Source organism: Microbacterium yannicii (assembly GCF_024055635.1).
Lineage (GTDB): Bacteria > Actinomycetota > Actinomycetes > Actinomycetales > Microbacteriaceae > Microbacterium > Microbacterium yannicii.
This window is the reverse complement of sequence record NZ_JAMXMB010000025.1, coordinates 205,841-222,581: the sequence shown is the minus strand read 5'-3', so window position 1 is coordinate 222,581 and position 16,741 is coordinate 205,841. Positions and strand designations below refer to the sequence as shown.

12 protein-coding genes are annotated in these 16,741 nt (G+C 70.6%); 8 read left to right on the top strand and 4 right to left on the bottom strand.

Translation table 11 applies throughout. From position 1 onward, the window contains the following. Nucleotides 1–22 precede the first annotated feature (22 nt). Nucleotides 23–3,787, bottom strand: a complete 3,765-nt coding sequence (locus NCG93_RS10755) for a multifunctional oxoglutarate decarboxylase/oxoglutarate dehydrogenase thiamine pyrophosphate-binding subunit/dihydrolipoyllysine-residue succinyltransferase subunit (RefSeq protein ID WP_194414055.1) — start codon at nt 3,785–3,787, stop codon at nt 23–25. A gap of 177 nt (nt 3,788–3,964) precedes the next feature. Here NCG93_RS10755 and guaB1 point away from each other — a divergent pair, with 177 nt between their 5' ends. After that, entirely contained in the window at nt 3,965–5,419 is a 1,455-nt protein-coding gene (gene guaB1, locus NCG93_RS10750) for a GMP reductase (protein WP_194414054.1), read from the top strand. A 54-nt stretch (nt 5,420–5,473) separates the two neighbouring features. Here guaB1 and NCG93_RS10745 read toward each other — a convergent pair whose 3' ends face one another. Further along, nucleotides 5,474–6,568 (bottom strand): YihY/virulence factor BrkB family protein, encoded by a 1,095-nt coding sequence (locus NCG93_RS10745; RefSeq protein ID WP_194414053.1) that lies wholly within the window; start codon nt 6,566–6,568, stop codon nt 5,474–5,476. A 203-nt stretch (nt 6,569–6,771) separates the two neighbouring features. Here NCG93_RS10745 and NCG93_RS10740 point away from each other — a divergent pair, with 203 nt between their 5' ends. Together NCG93_RS10740 and NCG93_RS10735 are read left to right on the top strand one after the other, a co-directional pair. After that, on the top strand, nt 6,772–8,103 hold the full coding sequence (locus NCG93_RS10740) for a hemolysin family protein (RefSeq protein WP_194414052.1): 1,332 nt from the start codon (nt 6,772–6,774) through the stop codon (nt 8,101–8,103). Further along, nucleotides 8,100–9,158, top strand: coding sequence for a hemolysin family protein (locus tag NCG93_RS10735; RefSeq protein WP_194414051.1), 1,059 nt, complete (start codon nt 8,100–8,102; stop codon nt 9,156–9,158). Before NCG93_RS10740 ends, NCG93_RS10735 begins: the two co-directional genes overlap by 4 nt. An 87-nt stretch (nt 9,159–9,245) precedes the next feature. Here NCG93_RS10735 and NCG93_RS10730 read toward each other — a convergent pair whose 3' ends face one another. Beyond that, the gene (locus NCG93_RS10730) at nt 9,246–10,310 is read right to left on the bottom strand and encodes an NADH:flavin oxidoreductase/NADH oxidase (protein WP_194414050.1); all 1,065 of its coding nucleotides are present in this window, start codon (nt 10,308–10,310) and stop codon (nt 9,246–9,248) included. A 41-nt stretch (nt 10,311–10,351) separates the two neighbouring features. On the opposite strand from NCG93_RS10730, the gene NCG93_RS10725 reads away from it, so the two are divergent. From NCG93_RS10725 to NCG93_RS10705, 5 genes are all read left to right on the top strand, one after another. Next, nucleotides 10,352–11,260 carry an ADP-dependent NAD(P)H-hydrate dehydratase gene (locus NCG93_RS10725; protein WP_194414049.1) on the top strand — a complete coding sequence of 303 codons (909 nt, stop codon included), beginning with the start codon at nt 10,352–10,354 and terminating at the stop codon, nt 11,258–11,260. 41 nt (nt 11,261–11,301) lie between these two features. Further along, nucleotides 11,302–12,513, top strand: a complete 1,212-nt coding sequence (locus NCG93_RS10720) for a hypothetical protein (protein WP_241741843.1) — start codon at nt 11,302–11,304, stop codon at nt 12,511–12,513. Nucleotides 12,514–12,570: 57 nt separating this feature from the next. Further along, entirely contained in the window at nt 12,571–12,897 is a 327-nt protein-coding gene (locus NCG93_RS10715) for a thiamine-binding protein (protein ID WP_194414048.1), read from the top strand. A gap of 168 nt (nt 12,898–13,065) precedes the next feature. Next, nucleotides 13,066–14,250 carry an MFS transporter gene (locus NCG93_RS10710; RefSeq protein WP_194414919.1) on the top strand — a complete coding sequence of 395 codons (1,185 nt, stop codon included), beginning with the start codon at nt 13,066–13,068 and terminating at the stop codon, nt 14,248–14,250. A 46-nt stretch (nt 14,251–14,296) separates the two neighbouring features. Beyond that, complete coding sequence (locus NCG93_RS10705) at nt 14,297–15,052, top strand: NUDIX hydrolase (protein ID WP_194414047.1); 756 nt, start codon at nt 14,297–14,299, stop codon at nt 15,050–15,052. 7 nt (nt 15,053–15,059) lie between these two features. Here NCG93_RS10705 and NCG93_RS10700 read toward each other — a convergent pair whose 3' ends face one another. Next, nucleotides 15,060–16,712, bottom strand: coding sequence for a peroxidase family protein (locus NCG93_RS10700; protein WP_194414046.1), 1,653 nt, complete (start codon nt 16,710–16,712; stop codon nt 15,060–15,062). Nucleotides 16,713–16,741 lie beyond the last annotated feature (29 nt).

The window sequence follows — 16,741 nt, the reverse complement described above, 5'->3', positions numbered from 1 at the left end:
GGGCCGGATCGACAGGCGAGGGCTAGACGGAGAGCGCCTCCTGCATGATGGCTGCCTGCTCTGCGGCGTGCACCTTCGGCGAGCCGGTGGCGGTGGATGCCGCGGACGCGCGAGAGATGCGGCGGATGGTGCGACCGCGCAGGTGCTTCACGACTTCGAGCGCGATGAACGGCCAGGCGCCCTGGTTCTCAGGTTCGTCCTGCACCCACACCAGTTCGGCGTTCGGATACGAGTCGACGACGGCGTTGAGCTCGTCGACGGGCGCCGGGTAGTACTGCTCCAGCCGCACCAGCGCGACCGCCGGGTTCGGGTTCTTGTCGAGCTCGGCCCGCAGATCCCAGTGGATCTTGCCCGCGTGCAGCAGCACCCGCTTGACGGCCGACTTGTCCACGCCGCGGTTGTCGTCGAGCACCGGTTCGAACTTGCCGGTGAGGAAGTCCTCGACCGGGCTCGTCGCGCCGCGCAGACGCAGCATCGCCTTCGGGGTGAACACGATGAGCGGGCGGCGGGGACGCGCGTAGGCCTGGCGGCGCAGCAGGTGGAAGTACGACGCCGGCGTCGAGGGTCGCGCAACCGTCATGTTGTCCTGCGCGCACATCTGCAGGTAGCGCTCGATGCGCGCCGAGGAGTGGTCGGGACCCTGGCCTTCATAGCCGTGGGGGAGCAGCAGCACGACGCTCGACTGCTGGCCCCACTTCTGGTCGGCCGACGAGATGAACTCGTCGATGACCGACTGCGCGCCGTTGCCGAAGTCGCCGAACTGCGCCTCCCACAGCACCAGCGAGTCGGCTCGCTCGACCGAGTAGCCGTACTCGAACGCCATCGCCGCGTACTCGCTGAGGAGCGAATCGTAGACGTAGAAGCGACCCTGATCCTCGCTGAGGTTGGTCAGCGGGATCCACTCCTGGCCGTTCGAACGGTCGTGGAGCACGGCGTGGCGCTGCACGAAGGTGCCGCGGCGCGAGTCCTGGCCGGCGAGACGCACGTTGGTCTTCTCCAGCAGCAGCGAGCCGAAGGCCAGCAGCTCGCCGAAGCCCCAGTCGATAGAGCCGTTGCGGCTCATGTCGAGGCGCTTGTCGAGCAGCTGCTGCAGCTTGTTGTGCACCGTGAAGTTCTCGGGCTTGTTGACGAAGGTGTCGCCGATCAGCCCGACCATCTCGCGGGAGACCCCGGTGGTCTCGGGCTCCCCGGCTGCCGGCTGCTCGGCGACGTCCGGCACGACGACCGGCGACGAGCCGGTCTCGGCCGCGTGCGTCTCGGCGAAGGCGATCTCGAGGCGGTTCTGGAAGTCCTGCTTCGCCTTCTCGTACTCCTCCTCGGTGATGTCGCCGCGACCGACGAGGGCCTCGGTGTACAGCCGGCGGACCGAGCGCTTCGCCTCGATGAGGTTCGTCATGAGCGGCTGCGTCATCGAGGGGTCGTCGCCCTCGTTGTGCCCGCGTCGGCGGTAGCAGACGAGGTCGACCACGACGTCGCGGTGGAAGCGCTCGCGGTACGCGAATGCCAGCTGGGCGACCCGCGTGACGGCCTCCGGGTCGTCGCCGTTCACGTGGAAGATCGGCGCCTGGATGGTCTTCGCGACGTCGGTGGCGTACACCGAGGTGCGGGCATCGGTGGGGGTGGTGGTGAAGCCCACCTGGTTGTTGACGACGACGTGCACGGTGCCGCCGGTACGGTAGCCGCGCAGCTGCGACATCTGCAGCGTCTCGACGACGACGCCCTGGCCCGAGAAGGCCGCATCGCCGTGCACGAGGATCGGCAGCCACGTGAAGGTGCCGATGGGCTTGCGGTCCTGCTTGGCGCGGACGATGCCCTCCAGCACGCCGTCCACCGTCTCGAGGTGCGACGGGTTGGCGGCGAGATACACCGGCAGCTCGGAGTCGTCGTCGGCGACGAAGGTGCCCTCGGTGCCGAGGTGGTACTTGACGTCACCCGATCCGCTCTTCGAGCCGATCGCCACGGAGCCCTCGAACTCGCGGAACACCTGGCCGTAGGTCTTGCCGGCGATGTTGGTCAGCACGTTCAGGCGACCGCGGTGCGCCATGCCGATCGCGGCGCCGTCCAGACCTGCCCCGGCCGCACCCTGGAGGATCTCGTCGAGGAGGGGGATCAGCGACTCGCCGCCCTCGAGGCTGAAGCGCTTCTGCCCGACGTACTTCGTCTGCAGGAACGTCTCGAACGCCTCGGCCTGGTTCAGCTTGTCGAGGATGCGCAGCTGCTCGTCGTGACCCGGCTTCTGGTACTTGATCTCGACGTTCTCCTGGAACCACGCGCGCTGCCCGGGGTCCTGGATGTGCATGTACTCGATGCCGATCGTGCGGCAGTACGAGTCGCGCAGGACGCCGAGGATGTCGCGCAGCTTCATCTGCCGCTTGCCGCCGAATCCGTTCGTGACGAACTCGCGGTCGAGGTCCCAGAACGTCAGTCCGTGGTTCTCGATCTCGAGGTCGGGGTGCGTGCGCTGCACGTACTCGAGCGGGTCGGTGTCGGCCATGAGGTGGCCGCGCACCCGGAACGAGTTGATGAGCTCCTGCACCCGAGCGGTCTTGTCGACGCGCTCGGCGAGGTCGACGTTGATGTCGGCGGCCCAGTGGATGGGGGCGTAGGGGATGCGCAGCGCGGCGAAGATGTCGTCGTAGAAGCCGCGCTGGCCGATGAGCAGCTCGTGCACCTTCTTGAGGAACTCGCCCGAGCCGGCGCCCTGGATGACGCGGTGGTCGTAGGTGCTGGTGAGCGTGATCGTCTTGCCGATGGCGAGCTCGTTGAGCGTCTTGTCGCTCGCGCCCTGGAACTCGGCGGGGTACTCGAGGGCGCCGGCGCCGACGATGCAGCCCTGGCCCTTCATGAGGCGCGGCACCGAGTGCACGGTGCCGATGCCGCCCGGGTTGGTGAGCGAGATCGTGGTGCCCTGGAAGTCGGCCGCGGTGAGCTTGTTGCCGCGCGCCCGGACGATGAGGTCCTCGTACGTGGTGAGGTACTCGCTGAACGTCAGCCGGTCGGCGCGCTTGATGCTCGGCACCAGCAGCGCCCGCGTGCCGTCGGGCCGCGGGAGGTCGATCGCGATGCCGAGGTTGATGTGCGCGGGAGCGACGACCGACGGCTTGCCGTCGATCTCGGCGTAGAACACGTTCTGGCTCGGGAACTCCTTGAGCGCCTGGATGATCGCCCAGCCGATCAGGTGCGTGAAGCTCACCTTGCCGCCGCGCGTGCGTGCCATGTGGTTGTTGATGACGATGCGGTTGTCGATCATCAGCTTCGCGGGCACCGTGCGGACGCTGGTCGCGGTCGGGACGGTCAGCGACTCGTCCATGTTCGCCGCGAGGGTCTTCGGCATACCTCGCAGCGTCGTGACGACGTCGGCTTCGGCCTGCGCCTCCGCCGACGAGGGCTGGGCCTTCGGCGCCTGCGCCGGGATCGGCTGCGGTGCGGCAGGCCGGGCGGTGGTGCGCGCCACCGGCTGTGCGCCGATCACGGGGGTCGGCGCCGTCACCGGATGGGGCTCGGATGCCGCTGCCGGCGCTGCTGCCGCCGCCGGGGCTGCTGCTGCTGCCGGGGCTGCTGCTGCTGCCGGCGCGGCGTCCGCCGGTGCCGGCTGCGCGGCCGGCGCGGGGGGTGCCTCCGGTGCTGCGCCGTCGGCAGGGTGGTAGGCCTCGAGAACGGGCCACCACGCCTTGTCGACGGAGTTCCTGTCGATTTTGAACTGTTCGTACAGTTCCTCGACGAGCCACTCGTTCGCTCCGAACTCTCCCTCGTTCGAAACCCCGACGCCCGTCACCTGGCTCGACACGCTGAATCGCCTGCTTTCATCGGTGAAGTTCTGGATGCGCGCGGGGCTCTGCAAGCCCGCACACGCGACGGTTAAGCCTAGCCCAGTCTGCGGAGGCCGTTCCGGCCCCTGGCCCTGTGTCAGCTGAAAGAACCCGCATGATTATCCGCACAGGAACTGTCACTACCCTTGGCGGTCATGGAGTTCTACGGCGAAACACCCGACGTCGACCTGACCTACTCTGACGTCTTCCTCGTTCCGCGTCGTTCGGCGATCACCAGCCGCCTCGACGTCGACCTCTCCCCGGGCGACGGGACGACGGCCACGCTTCCCCTCGTGTCGGCCAATATGAACTCCGTCACCGGGGCACGGCTGGCGGCGACCCTCGCCCGCCGCGGCGGGCTCGGTGTGCTGCCGCAGGACATGCCGTTGCAAGAGCTCGATGCGGCGATCCGCTGGGTGAAGGCGCAGCCGGTCGAGTGGGACACGCCCCTGGTGCTGCCGCCCGACGCGACGGTCGCCGACGCGGCGCGGCTGCTTCCCGCCACCGACGGGCATGGCATCGTGGTGGCGCCGGCAACCGGCCGGGTGGACGCCGACGACATCCTGGGCATCGTGCCGGCGACCCGGCTGGGGACCGCGCTGCCCGACGCGCGCCTGGGCGACCTGGCACGTGGCCGCGCGGCATCCGTCGACGCCGACGACATCGAGAGCGCGCGCCATGCGTTCGACGTGATCGTCGCCGCGGAGGCTGAGACGGTGTGCGTGCTGCACCACGGTCACCTGGTCGGGACCCTCTCGCGCCGCAGCGCCCTTCGCTCGACGCTGTACCGGCCGGCCGTCGATGCCTCCGGCCGGCTCATCGTGGCCGCCGCCGTCGGGATCAACGGCGATGTCGCCGCGAAGGCCAGGGCACTCGCCGCCGCGGGGGTCGATGTGCTCGTGGTCGACACCGCGCACGGCCACCAGGAGGGGATGCTGCGGGCGCTGCGCACCGTGGCCGACCTCGATCTCGGCATCCCGATCGCCGCCGGCAACGTCGTGACCGCCGAGGGCGTGCACGACCTGGTCACCGCCGGCGCGACGATCCTCAAGGTGGGTGTCGGCCCGGGTGCGATGTGCACGACGCGCATGATGACGGCGGTCGGCCGCCCCCAGTTCTCCGCGGTGCTCGAGACCGCGGAGGCCGCCAGGGTGATGGGCGCGCACGTGTGGGCCGACGGCGGCGTGCGCTACCCGCGCGACGTGGCGCTGGCGCTGGCGGCGGGTGCGGCATCCGTCATGATCGGCTCGTGGTTCGCCGGCACCATCGAGGCACCCGGCGAGCTGCAGGTCGACGAGGCCGGCCGCTCGTACAAGGAGTCCTGGGGTATGGCGTCGACGAAGGCCGTACATGAGCGCTTCGGCCGGCTCGACCCGTATGAGCTCGCGCGCAAGGAGCTCTTCGCCGAGGGCATCTCGTCGTCGAGGATCTACCTCGATCCGCTCCGCCCCGGGCTGGAGGACCTGCTCGACATGATCACCTCGGGCGTCCGGTCGTCGTTCACGTACGCCGGCGCGGCCACCGTGGCGGAGTTCCACGACCGTGCCCGCGTGGGGCTGCAGTCCGCCGCGGGCTACGAAGAGGGCAAGGCGCTCCCCGTCAGCTGGTGACCTCACCGGCGCAGCGAGCCACTGCGTCGACCGGATGACCCGGGTAGGCATCGATCACCCCTGCCTGCGGGACGAGGTCTTGTCCTCACTCGTGGCGTCCGCGTCGTCGTCGTGCTCTTCCCGGATGCGGCGGCCCTCCTCGACGTCGTGGCGCTCCTTCTCGGCGGCCTTGTCGCTCTTGCGCGTGTCGCGGGGCGGCAGCTGGATGTCCTCCTCGGCGGCGATGCCTGCCTGCAGCTGGCGGCCGCGTTCCAGCTCCGCGTCGAACTCCGCACCGAACAGCAGCGCGATGTTCGCGATCCAGAGCCACAGCAGGAAGATGATCACACCGGCCAGTGAGCCGTACGTGCGGTCGTAGTTCGAGAAGTTCGCGACGTAGAGGCCGAACGCCACCGACGCGACGACGAGGACGAAGATGGCCAGCAGCGATCCGAGGCTGATCCAGCGGAACTTCGGCTGCTTGGCGTTGGGCGTGGCGTAGTAGAGGATCGCGATCATCAGCACGACGATCACCGCGAGTACCGGCCACTTGAGGATGTCCCACACCGTCGTGGCGGCCTCGCCGAGGCCGAGTGCCGACCCGACCGCGTCGGCCACCGGTCCCGACACGACGAGGATGACGAGCGCGACGACGATGAGGGCGACCCCGATGAGCGTGATGAGGATCTGCGCCGGCTTCAGCTTCCAGAAGGGCCGGCCCTCCTCGATCTCGTAGATACGGTTCATGGCCCGGCTGAAGGCGCCGACGTAACCGGATGCGGACCAGATCGCCAGCACCAGACCGAGGATCAGCCCCCAGCCGGCGGCGGGGGAGTCGGCCGCCTGCTCGAGCGGGCCGCGCAGCGCGTCGGCCGCGTCGGGGGCGACCGTGTCGACCACGCCGATGATCTGGTCGGTGGCCTGGCTGCTGCGGCCGATCAGCCCGAAGATCGAGAAGACGGCGACGAGGCCCGGGAAGATCGCCAGCACGGCGTAGTACGTGAGCGCTGCGGCGATGTCGGTGCACTCGTCCGACGTGAACTCCCGCGCCGTCTTGACGAACACGTACTTCCACGAGCGCTTCTCGATCTCACGCGGGGTGTCGGGCTTGTCGGGGTGCTCGGGATCCGGTGCGCGCCGGTCGTCGAGCTCGTGGTCCGTCGTGGTCATGACCTCTCCGATTCCTGTCGACTCGACGCGAAGCGCCGGGGTCGACCATCGTGCGAGCGCGGCTCCCCGGAGAGGAGGGGGTTGACAGCCGACAGGTCGGGCGTCGCGCCCTGCCGTAGACTTGTCGGCACGATGGACGACCCTCCTAGTTGCAGACAATCGCCCCACCGACCCCTCCTCCGACGCAACGGGGGTGATGCGTGATGGATTACGTCATGTTGGGCGTGGGGCTTCTGCTCACGATCGGCACCGGACTGTTCGTGGCGAGCGAGTTCGCTCTCGTCAACCTCGACCGCGCCGATCTCGAATCCCGCCAGCAGGCGGGCGAGACCCGTCTCGCGCTCACGATCAGCGCGCTGCGCATCACCTCGACCCACCTCTCGAGTGCGCAGCTCGGCATCACGCTGACCACGCTGCTCACCGGCTACACCATGGAGCCGGCGATCTCGAACCTGCTGGCACCCGTCTTCGACGCGTGGGGCATCCCGGCCGGTGTCTCACGCCCGCTCGCCGCGATCATCGGCGTCTCGATCGCCACGGTCTTCTCGATGATCCTCGGCGAGCTCGTGCCCAAGAACTTCGCCCTCGCCATCCCGCGGCAGACCGCCAAGCTGGTCATGCCGTTCCAGGTCGCGTTCACGACGGTGTTCCGTCCGGCCGTCGTGGTGCTCAACGGCAGTGCGAACGGCGTGCTGCGCGCCGTCGGCATCGAGCCCAAGGAAGAGCTGTCGGGTGCGCGCACGGCCGAGGAGCTGTCGAGCCTGGTCCGCCGCTCCGCCAGCGCGGGCGTGCTCGAGGAGGACACGGCGTCGCTCCTCGACCGCAGTCTCACCTTCGCCCGCCTTTCGGCTGCCGACGTGATGACGCCGCGGCCCAGCATCCACGCGCTCGCCGCGGACGACTCCGCCGAGGACGTCATCCAGCTGGCCCGGCGCACCGGCCACAGTCGCTTCCCCGTGTACGGCGAGTCGATGGACGACATCACCGGCATCGTCCACCTGAAGGCAGCGGTCGGCGTGCCGCGCGAACGCCGGGCCGACGTGCCCGCGGCCGCCCTCGCGACGGAGCCGCTGCGATTCCCCGAGGCGGTCCATCTCGATGTACTCGTAGCCGAGCTGCGCGCCCGCGGCTATCAGATGGCCGTCGTCGTCGACGAGTACGGCGGCACCGCCGGCGTCGTCACGCTCGAAGACCTCGTCGAGGAGATCGTCGGCGAGGTTCTCGACGAGCACGACCGCCGTCGCGCGGGCATCGTCCGCCTGGACGACGCCGTCATGTTCCCCGGCGAACTGCGGCCCGACGAGGTGCGCGACCGCACCGGCATCCGCATCCCCGAAGGGGACGTCTACGACACGGTCGGCGGGTACATCATGAGCGTCCTCGAGCGCATCCCCGCCGTCGGCGACACCGTCGAGATCGAGGACGGTGCGCTGGAGGTGCAGCGCATGGAAGGACGCCGGGTGGACCGCGTGCGGTTCACGCCCACTCCGATGCCGCACGAGGATGCGACGACCGAGGCGGGTGATCGCCGATGAACGACTGGGCCGGAATCGCCTGGCTGGTGGTGCTGCTCATCGCCAACGCCTTCTTCGTCGGCGCCGAGTTCGCCGTCATCTCAGCCCGCCGATCGCAGATCGAGCCGCTCGCCGAGAAGGGATCGCGCTCGGCCAAGACGGCGCTGTACGCGATGGAGCACGCGACGCTCATGCTCGCGACGAGCCAGCTCGGCATCACGATCTGCTCGCTGCTGATCCTGAACGTGTCGGAGCCCGCGATCCACCACCTCCTCGCCGCGCCGCTGGGTCTCACCGGCTGGTCGGAGGCGGTCGTGGACGGTGTCGCGTTCGCCGTCGCGCTGGTGGTGGTGTCGTACCTGCACGTCGTGTTCGGCGAGATGGTGCCCAAGAACCTCGCGTTCTCGGTGCCCGACCGTGCGGTGCTCATGCTCGCCACGCCGCTGGTGTGGCTGTCGAAGCTCTTCCACCCGATCATCGTCACGCTCAACTGGATCGCCAACCACGTGGTGCGCCTGTTCCGCGTCGAGCCGAAGGACGAGGCAGCCTCGACCTTCACGCTCGAAGAGGTCGCGACGATCGTCAATCAGTCGCGCATCGAAGGTGTCCTCGACGACTCCGCGGGAACCGTCGCGGCCGCCGTGGAGTTCACCGACAAGAAGGCCGCCGAGGTCGCGCTGCCGCTGTCGCAGCTGGTGACGCTGCCGCAGACCACGACTCCTGCCGAGATCGAGCGGGCCGTCGCCAAGCACGGCTTCTCGCGGTACGTGATCGTCGACGAGGCGGGCGTGCCGGTGGGCTACGTGCACCTGAAGGACATCCTGCGGGCGGCGGAGGGGCCGGATGCCGCGACCGACGTCGCCCTCCCGATCCCGACCAAGCGCATCCACCACATGGTGCCCGTGCTCGAGACGACCGACCTGGAGGACGCGCTCGCCCTGATGCGGCGCGCCGGCCGTCACCTCGCCCAGGTGCGCGACGACGCCGGGCGGATCACCGCGGTGCTGTTCCTCGAGGACATCATCGAGGAGCTCATCGGAGAGGTGCAGGACGCGACCCGTCGGCGCGCCTTCTGATCCACGACGACGAGCGGATGCCGCGGCCCAGGGCCCGCGGCATCCGCTCGTCTTCTCACCCGTCCCGGCGGGTTCCCGCGTCCCGCGTCAGCGGCGGGCGCGGAGGTACTGCTTGGGCCAGTAGTCGATGTCGGCGCCGAGCTCGTCGGCGGCGCGCAGGCCGTAGTGCGGATCCCGCAGCCACTCGCGGCCCGCCATGACGGCGTCGGCGGCCCCTTCGGCGAGCACGCGCTCGGCATGGGCGGCGTCGTCGATCATGCCGACGGCGTTCACCGGCACACCGGCCTCGCGGCGCACCCGCGCAGCGAGGTCCACCTGATAGCCCGGGCCGGTCGTCAGCCGCTGGTGGGCGACGAGCCCGCCGCTCGAGATGTCGAAGAAGTCGGCGCCGCGATCCGCCGCCCAGCGCGCGACGGTCGCCGTCTCGTCGGCCTCCCACCCGCCCTCTGCCCAGTCCGTCGCCGAGAACCTGACGATCACGGGAACGCCGGGAGCGGCATCCGTCACCGCCTCCAGCGTGCGCAGCAGCAGCCGCGCGCGGTTGTCGAGCGAGCCGCCGTACTCGTCGTCGCGCCGGTTCGACAGCGGCGACAGGAACTGGTGCAGCAGGTAGCCGTGGGCGGCGTGCAGCTCGAGCACCTGGAAGCCGGCGGTGACGGCACGGCGCGCGGCGGACGAGAAGGCGGCGACGATGCGATCGATACCCTCCACGTCGAGCGCGTCCGGCTCGGCGAAGCCGTCGAACGCGATCGCCGACGGCGCGACCGTGCTCCAGCCGCCATCCGTGGCCGCCACCGAGCCGCGGCGGCCCGAGAACGGCGACCACGTCGATGCCTTGCGCCCCGCATGCGCCAGCTGCACTCCGGCGACGGCGCCGCGACGGCGGACGGCCGTGACGATCGGAGCCCATGCATCGCGCTGCTCGTCGTTCCACAGTCCGGTGTCTTCGGGTGAGATGCGCCCCTCGGGCGAGACCGCGGTCGCCTCGGCGACGATGAGACCCGCACCGCCCGACGCGAACTGCGCGAGGTGCGTGTGGTGCCACTCCTGGGGCACCCCGTCGACCGCGCTGTACTGGCACATCGGCGAGACCCACAGGCGATTGCGCACCGTCACGTCGCGCAGGGTGAGAGGGGTGAACAGGCGGCTCATCGGGTCTCCGGATCGGATCGGGTGCGCGGTACTGTGACCACATGGTGAGGCGATGGACGAGCGCCGACACGGCTCGCGCCCTGCGGAGGCCAACGGCCGATGACGACAAGTATTCCCGAGGCGTGCTGGGCATGCGGACCGGCTCCCAGGCCTACCCGGGTGCGGCGGTCCTCGGTGTCGAAGCGGCCTGGCGCACCGGACTCGGCATGGTGCGCTACCTCGGGCCCGGCCGTCCGACCGATCTGGTGCTCGCCCGCCGGCCCGAGACCGTGACCGCCGACGGGAGGGTGCAGGCGTGGGTGATCGGATCGGGAACGGATGCCGCAGCCCGCACCGCTGCCGACACCGCGGCGCTGCGCGGCCTGCTGTCCGACACCGACCCGGTCGTCGTCGACGCGGGTGCGCTCGATCTCGCCGCCGAGGCCACCGCGCCGCGCATCCTCACGCCGCACGACCGGGAGCACGCGCGGCTGCGCTCCTCCCTCGGCCTGGGACACACGCCGGACGACCGCGCCGCGGCGGCGCGCGAGACGGCGGAGGCCACCGGAGCCATCGTGCTGCTCAAGGGCGCCGTGACGGTGGTGGCCGCCCCCGACGGCTGGACCACCACGATCGAGTCCGGCACGCCGTGGCTCGCGACCGCCGGGACCGGCGACGTGCTCGCCGGGGTGATCGGAGCGCTCGTCGCCGGTGCGGTGGCGCGCGAGGAGCACACGGATGCCGCGTCCCTCGCGGCGCTCGCCGCCTCAGGTGCGTGGCTGCACGGCCGCGCGGGCGCCATCGCGGCGACGACGGCGGGCGCCGGGGGATCGCCGCGTTCGGCGCCCCGCTCCGCGACGAGCTCCGCGCCCTCGGAGGACGAGCCGGGCACCGAGGACGGGCCGATCACGGCACTCGACCTCGCCGAGGCGCTGCCGCAGGCGGTGGCCCAGGTCCTCGCGGGAGGCTGAACGGCCGCGGACGGGCGTGCTCGCCTCCCTAGGATGGTGGGGTGGCGCGACGGGCGGTGGTGTGGGCGGCGTTCGTGCTCGTGCACCTCGTAGTGATCTGGCTCGGCTTCGCAGGGGATCACGCGGCGTCGTGGGATGTCGACCAGCTGTACCGGTGGTGGGCGTGGCGCACGCTGACCGGCGAGGCGTTCCCCGGCATCACCGAGGACTGGGTCTACCCGCCGCTGGCTCACCTGCCGATCCTGGCGGTCGGCGCGTTCCGTGGCGTCGTGGACTACACGCTCGGGTGGGGGCTGCTCGTCACCGCGGTCGATGCGGCCGCGTTCGCGGTGCTGCTCGGCAACGGCCGATCGCGCGGGCGCCTGATCGCCGCCTGGTTCTGGCTCGCCGCGATCCTGGCGCTCGGCGGCGTCGGCATGTTCCGGCTCGATGCGGTCACCGTGCCGCTCGCGGTGGTCGGCGGGCTCTGGCTCGTCGGGCGACCGTGGCTCGGCTCGACCCTCCTCGCCGTCGCCACCTGGATCAAGGTCTGGCCCGCCGCATTGCTCGCCGCAGCGGTGATCGCCGTCCGTCGACGGCTCGCCGTCGTCGGCGGGGCCGCGGTCGTCTCCGCCCTCGTGGTGATCGCCGTCGTGCTGGCCGGCGGAGGCGCGCGCCTCTTCGGCTTCGTCGGCGACCAGACCTCGCGCGGGCTTCAGATCGAGGCTCCGGTCAGCACGGTCTACATGCTGCTCGCGGCGGCCGGGGTGCCGGGCGCCGCGGTGGTCTACGACGCGGATCTGATCACCTTCCAGGTCACCGGGCCCGGCATGGACGCCGTGATCGCCGTGATGACCCCGGTGCTCGTCATCGGGATGCTGGCGATCGCGGCGGTGGGGGCGTTCAAGGCGTGGCGCGGCGCTTCCTTCGTCGCGCTGTTCCCCCCGCTCGCCGCCGCCCTCGTCCTCGGGTTCATCGTGCTCAACAAGGTCGGCTCGCCGCAATACATGACCTGGCTCGTGGCGCCCGTCGTCGTAGGGCTGGTCCTCCAGGTGCGGCGCTGGTGGCGGCCGGCCGTGCTGACGCTGGTCCTCCTCGCGCTCACCCAGCTGATCTTCCCCTTCTGGTACGACGCGATCCTGGCGCTCATGCCCGCGGGGGTGGCGCTCCTCGTCGTCCGCAATGTGCTGCTGGTGGCGCTGTTCGCGTGGGTCGTGGTGCGCCTGTCGCGCGTGCGCGTGCGCCGACGGGTGCCGCTCCCCGTGCCAGAGTAGGTCGGGGCCGCGGCAGCGTCGCGGCTCCGCGACATCCCTCGAGAACCGGAGGTTCGAATGCTCGTCGCCTTCTCCGTCGCCCCCAGTGGGACCGGCCGCGCCGACGGCTCGGTGCACGACGCCGTGGCCGCCGCGGTGCGGGTGGTCCGCGGCAGCGGCCTTCCCCACCGCACGACCTCGATGTTCACCGAGATCGAGGGGGAGTGGGACGAGGTCTTCGATGTCGTCAAGCGCGCCACCGACGCGGTCGCACCCTACGGCTCGCGCATCTCGCTCGTGCTCAAGGCCGACATCCGGCCCGGATACTCGGGCGAGCTCGACGGCAAGATCGAGCGCCTGGAAGCCGCGGTCGAACGACAGGATGTCGAAGGCAGCCTCGACTAGAGCTCGTAGCACCGGGTGCGCGCCGTTGAACGCGACGCGCGGGCGGCTTGTCGCGACACCCGTTTCTCCGCGTGCCGAATCGATTCGACAGTGAGGCGCGACCGCCGCTAGCGTGACGTGGTGTCCTCCTCCGAACTAACGTCGCCCTCGCTGTCGAAGAAGGCCGCGATGTGGGCGCTCCTGTCCCTTGCCGTCGGCAGCTTCGGCATCGGCATGACCGAGTTCGTCGTGATGGGGCTCCTGCCCAATATCGGCGAGGACCTGCTGCCGTCGCTGTGGGCCACGCGCTCGGAAGACGCCATCGCGCAGGCCGGCTGGCTCATCTCGCTGTACGCGCTCGGCGTGGTCGTCGGTGCTCCGACGATCGCGGGCGCGGTGGCCAAGTATCCCCGTCAGCGAGTGATGATCGGACTCGCGCTGGCGCTCACCGTCTTCAACGCGCTGACCTTCCTGGCTCCGACGTTCGAATGGGTCGCGGCATCCCGATTCCTCGCGGGCCTGCCGCACGGCGCCTACTTCGGCATCGGCGCGCTCGTCGCCGCCGACGTGCTCGGTCCCGGCATGCGCGCGAAGGGGGTCGCGTTCGTGCTGACCGGCCTCACTGTCGCGAACGTGGTGGGCGTGCCGCTCGGCACGTACCTCGGGCAGCAGGTGGGTTGGCGGGCCGCCTTCATGGTGGTCGCAGCGATCTTCGCCGCCGCCACGATCCTCATCGCGTTCTTCGTGCCCGAGCGACCGGGGGATCCGAGCCGCACCCTGCGTGCCGAGCTGAAGGTGTTCCGCATTGGGCAGGTGTGGCTCGCGCTCGGCGTCGGTGCGATCGGCTTCGGCGGCTTCTTCGCGGTGTACAGCTACATCGCTCCGCTGGTGACGGAGGTCGCCGGCTCGCCGGAGTGGGTCGTGCCGATCGTGCTCGTCGTCATGGGACTCGGCATGACAGTCGGAAACCTGGTCGGCGGCCACCTCGCCGACGTCGACCTGAAGCGCACCCTGGTGGGCGGGCTCATCGGGCTGGCACTCGTGCTGGCGCTCCTCGCGGTGACGGCGCAGTGGATCTGGGCCCTGGGTTTCTTCGTCTTCGCGACCGGTTTCGTGGCGTCGGCGCTCAGCCCGACGATTCAGACGCGCCTCATGGACGTGGCGCAGGACAACCAGTCGATCGCAGCCGCGCTCAACCACTCCGCCCTCAACATCGGCAACAGCCTCGGCGCATTCCTCGGCGGCGTCGTGATCGCGGCGGGCTGGGGCTTCCTCGCCCCCGCGTGGGTCGGGGTGGCCCTCGCCGGCGGAGGACTCGTGCTGGCGACCGCCAGCCTCGCCGCGGAGCGGCGCGGGGTGCTCGTGAACGCGTGAACGCGGCGCCGGGGGGCGCGGTTCCCTTGCTGGGTAGAGTGAGCGGATGCCGGAGCCCACGCCAGCCGACCGCACACTGCAGGCGCTGAGCGACTCGATGGGCGGTGCACGGTCGCGACGCCCCGAGGACGCGACCGACCCGTCGGTTCCGGTGGCGGCGACCGTCGTGCTCCTGCGCGACGGGACGGGCGGGCTCGAGGCGCTGATGATCGAGCGGCCCGACCGCGGCTCGTTCGCGGGCGCGTGGGTGTTCCCGGGCGGCAAGCTCGAGGCCGCAGACCGGCGTGACGCCGACGAGCCCGAGGAAGCCGTGGCCCGCACCGCAGGCGTGCGCGAGACACGCGAGGAGACGGCGCTGGCTGTCGATCCGGACGCCCTGGTGACCCTCTCGTGCTGGGACCCGCCGCCCGGACTGGCGCTGCGGATCCGCACCTGGTTCTTCGTCGCGCCGTCCGCTGCCGGCGTGATCGCGCTGTCCCCCGAGGAAGCGGTCGCGGCCGAGTGGATGCGCCCGGCCGACGCTCTGGCGCGGCATGGCCGCGGCGACCTCACGCTGTATCCGCCGACCTGGGTGACCCTCCACGGCCTGGCCGCCCACGCCGACACCGCTTCGGTGCTGGGGGCGGCGCGTCTCGGAGGCGTCCAGCATTTCGAGACGGTCGCCCGCCGTGGCGGCGAAGGACCGGTGCTGCTCTGGCAGGGCGACGACGAATGGGATCCGGATGCCGCAGCCGCGGCATCCGGATCCCGTCATCGCCTCGAGATCGGCGCTCTTCCGTGGCGCTACGAGCGCACGGGCTGAGCCCGCCTCAGGCGCCGATCACACCGGCGATGCGCACCAGGTCCGCGAACGTGAACGCCCCCGGCGTGCCACCCCGCGTCGGGCTGAACGCGACGTTGAGGATCGACAGTGCATCGCGGCGCAGCATCGTCACGAAGGTGTCGGCCACGATCTTCGCCCCGAGCGGGCCGAGGTGCTCCCCGGCGCTGGTCACCATCGCCTCGCGCAGCACGTAGTACCACAGCGGCGTCTTCTCGAGGAGAAGGCCGTTCTGCTGCTGCAGCACCGCGACCTCGTCGGCGGGCAGCCCGTCGGTGAGCTGAGCGGTGGTGAGGACCGGCACGCCGAGCGCTGCCGCGGTGGCCTGTCCGCTGGGCAGACCCAGCACGAGGCCGCGGTGCAGGTTGCGCGTCGCGAGGATGCTCATGAGAGCGTTGGAGCCACTGCCGTCGAGGTCCTCGAGGGCGCTGGCGAGCACGCTGTCGATCTTCCGCGCGCTGTTGAACACGGGAACGGCGAAGCCCGTCTCGAAGAACGCGTTGAAGTCGACCACCCAGTTGGAGCGGACCGGCAGGTGCGGTTCGTGGATGAAGGCGAAGACGTCGGACATCGGCTTGTTGCGCAGTTCGAAGTTCAGCCAGTACTGGTCGCGGATCATGCTGTGCCCGAACCGGTACGCGGCGACCGAGAATTCCACGGGCATCTGGAACGGGCTGTTCGGCTTCGCCTTCACGTTCGCCAGCGCGTCATCGATAGCTGCCTGACCGCAGATGCGCGGCAGGAAGTCGTGCAGCACCGCCCACTGGTAGTGCAGCGTCGCCTCCCGCTTCGCCGCGACGAAGATGTCGCCGGTGAACCCGGAGGCGATCAGCGCGTCGACGACGGCGTTGTGGAAGCGCAGCATCGAGTGATGCAGCTGCGAGACGATGAGGTTCTCGTTGTTGCGCGGGTCGCCGATGATCGCCGTGAGCGCCGAGGTGCGCGGCACGTCGAAGTCGGTGTGCGCGATGATGCCGTTGCCACCTGCCGCGCCGCCGGCGCCGCCCGGGCCGCTCTGCAGATTCGTGCCGAGCAGCATCCGGAACGCGGACGCGGGCTCCCCCGGGGCGGGCGCCGCGTAGAGGAACGCGTCGACGGCGGGCCCCCGGCCATAGACGCTGTCGAGATCGAGCATCGGCGAGCGCATGTTGTTGATGACCGCCGCGTCGACGAGCTCCGGCGCGTCCAGCGCCGACGAGACATCGAGGGTGATGTCGTGATCGACGAACTGCCCGACGTAGGTGTAGCCCGACGGGGTCGCCGAGTCGTCGGCGGTCTCGCGACCGCTGTTCGCCATGAGGTCGCCGAGCTGCGTCAGCAGGGCGCGCGTCGCGTCGTCGACGGGAAGCCGGCTGGCAGCGCGCACCTTGGCCTTCGTCAGGTAGCCGAACTTGTCGGCCGCCGACGAGAACACCTCGTGTGCGGGGAAGTACCCGAGCGAGAACTTCGCGCCGTGGAACCGCCCGTGCTCCGGTCGTACCGCCTCGAGCGACCCGCGGATGTCGACCGGAAGCCGCGGTGCCCGCCGCTCTCCCGGCGACCTCTCGCGAGTGCCGTTCAGGCCGAGCTGCTCTCGCAGGAAGGGCTGCGCGGCGAAGGCGTCTTCGGGCGTCTCCGCACCCGATCTGGTATCAGTGCTCATGATTCCCTCCTTGGGACATTGCCCAGTGG